Here is a 2,406-nt window from a genome sequence, read left to right on the forward strand (position 1 = left end):
GTACGACCTGTTCGACGACAGCGAAGGGGGCCGCCGGGCCGGCGCGGCCGTCGTCCAGGTGCACAGCCTCGCCGACCCCACGCTGGTCGTCGACGCGGCGGCGCTGTGGGCGGGCGACGCGGACGAGGCGTTCGGGCCCCGCGCCCGGGTGGACGCCGCCCTCGCCGTGCGCCGCGCGGCCCGCGTCTGGCCGCCCCTGGACCGGCTCGCCGACCAGGACGTCCCCGGCGTCCTCGCGCTCTCCGAGGACGAGCTGTCCGACCTCCTCGGTGTGGCCGCGACCCGGCTGGCCGCGGCCGGGGTCGCCGTGCACTGGCCCCGCGACCTCGCCCAGGACCTGAGCGCCCGCGCCGAGGTGCGCCCGGCGCCCGGCTCGGCCACGGACGGCACGGGCTTCTTCGAGAGCGAGGAACTGCTCAGCTTCCGCTGGCAGTTGGCGCTCGGCGGCGACCCGCTCACCGACGCCGAGATGGACGCCCTGGCCGAGGCCCACCGCCCGGTCGTCCGTCTGCGCGACCAGTGGGTCCTCGTGGACCCGGCTCTCGTCCGCAAGGCCCGCCGACGCGAACTGGGCCTGCTCGACCCGGTGGACGCCCTGTCCGCGGCCCTGACCGGCACGGCCGACGTGGACGGCGAGACCGTGGAGGCGGTCCCGGTGGGCGCGCTGGCCGCGCTCCGGGACCGACTGACGGCCGGCGTCGGCCCGGTCGACCCGCCCCCGGGCCTCGCGGCCACCCTCCGCGACTACCAACTCCGGGGCCTGGCCTGGCTGGACCTCATGACCTCCCTCGGCCTCGGCGGCTGCCTCGCCGACGACATGGGCCTCGGCAAGACCATCACCGTCATCGCCCTTCATCTGCGCCGGGCCCGCCCCGAGCCCACGCTCGTCGTCTGCCCCGCCTCCCTGCTGGGCAACTGGCAGCGCGAGATCACCCGCTTCGCCCCCGGCGTGCCCGTCCGCCGCTTCCACGGCCCCGACCGCTCCCTGGACGACCTCGGCCCCGGCTTCGTCCTCACCACGTACGGCACGATGCGCTCGACGGCACCCCAACTCGCCGAGCAGCGATGGGGGATGGTCGTCGCCGACGAGGCCCAGCACGTCAAGAACCCCTACTCGGCGACCGCGAAGGCCCTGCGCACCATCCCCACGCCCGCCCGGGTCGCCCTCACCGGCACCCCCGTGGAGAACAACCTCTCCGAGCTGTGGGCGCTCCTCGACTGGACCACCCCCGGCCTCCTCGGCCCCCTCAAGTCCTTCCGCGCCCGCCACGCCCGCGCCGTGGAGAACGGCGAGGACGAGGAGGCCGTGACCCGACTCGCCCGGCTGGTCCGCCCCTTCCTGCTCCGCCGCAAGAAGTCCGACCCCGGTATCGTCCCCGAACTCCCGCCCAAGACCGAGACCGACCACCCCGTCCCCCTCACCCGTGAACAGGCCGCGCTCTACGAGGCCGTCGTCCGCGAGTCGCTGCTGGCCATCGAGACGGCGGAGGGCATCGCCCGCCGGGGCCTGGTCCTGAAACTGCTGGGCGCCCTCAAACAGATCTGCGACCACCCGGCGCTGTATCTGAAGGAGGAGGCGGCCGGCCACGGCGACCGCCTGTCGGCCCGCTCCGGCAAACTCGCCCTCCTCGACGAACTGGTGGACACCCTGCTCTCCGAGGACGGCTCGGCCCTGGTCTTCACCCAGTACGTCGGCATGGCCCGCCTGATCACCGCGCACCTCGCCGCCCGCGCGATCCCCGTCGAACTGCTCCACGGCGGCACCCCCGTCAAGGACCGCGAGGACATGGTGGACCGCTTCCAGAGCGGGGCGACCCCCGTCCTCGTCCTGTCCCTCAAGGCGGCCGGCACCGGCCTGAACCTCACCCGGGCCGGCCATGTCATCCACTTCGACCGCTGGTGGAACCCGGCGGTCGAGGAACAGGCCACCGACCGGGCCTACCGCATCGGCCAGACCCAGCCCGTCCAGGTCCACCGCCTCATCACCGAGGGCACCATCGAGGACCGCATCGCCGAGATGCTCGAAGCGAAGCGGGCCCTCTCCGACGCCATCCTCGGCTCCGGCGAGGCAGCCCTCACGGAGCTGACCGACCGCGAACTGACCGACCTCGTCTCGCTGCGGAGGTCGACATGAGCGCCTCCGACCACCCCGCCCCCCGCCCCGCGGACGCGGCCCGCCAGGCACTGCGCGCGGCCCGCGAACGGGCCCTGCGCGGCGAGGACCAAGGGGAGACCGCGGCTACACCGACGCCGACCAGCGGGGATGCGGCGACCGGCGGTGGCGTGGGGGCGCAGGGTCGTCCCGGGGAGGCGCCGGGCGCGGAGGGGGCGAGCGGCTCGGGCCGCGCCGGGGGCGCGTCAGGTGGGGCCGCCGGAAGGGCAGACCGTGCTGATGGTGCTGGTGCT

General features: G+C 75.1%; 1 protein-coding gene and 1 pseudogene. Both read left to right on the forward strand.

The annotated features are described in order from the left end of the window. Positions 1 to 2,134 (forward strand): DEAD/DEAH box helicase (locus AOK15_RS27325; RefSeq protein ID WP_055521023.1); only part of this gene is annotated, 2,134 nt, incomplete at its 5' end. Beyond that, positions 2,131 to 2,406 (forward strand): annotated as a pseudogene (locus tag AOK15_RS46200) (hypothetical protein); the annotation flags it as partial. The gene AOK15_RS27325 and the pseudogene AOK15_RS46200, both read left to right, overlap by 4 nt.

This window comes from Streptomyces ossamyceticus (assembly GCF_001418475.1).
Taxonomy (GTDB): Bacteria; Actinomycetota; Actinomycetes; order Streptomycetales; family Streptomycetaceae; genus Streptomyces; species Streptomyces ossamyceticus.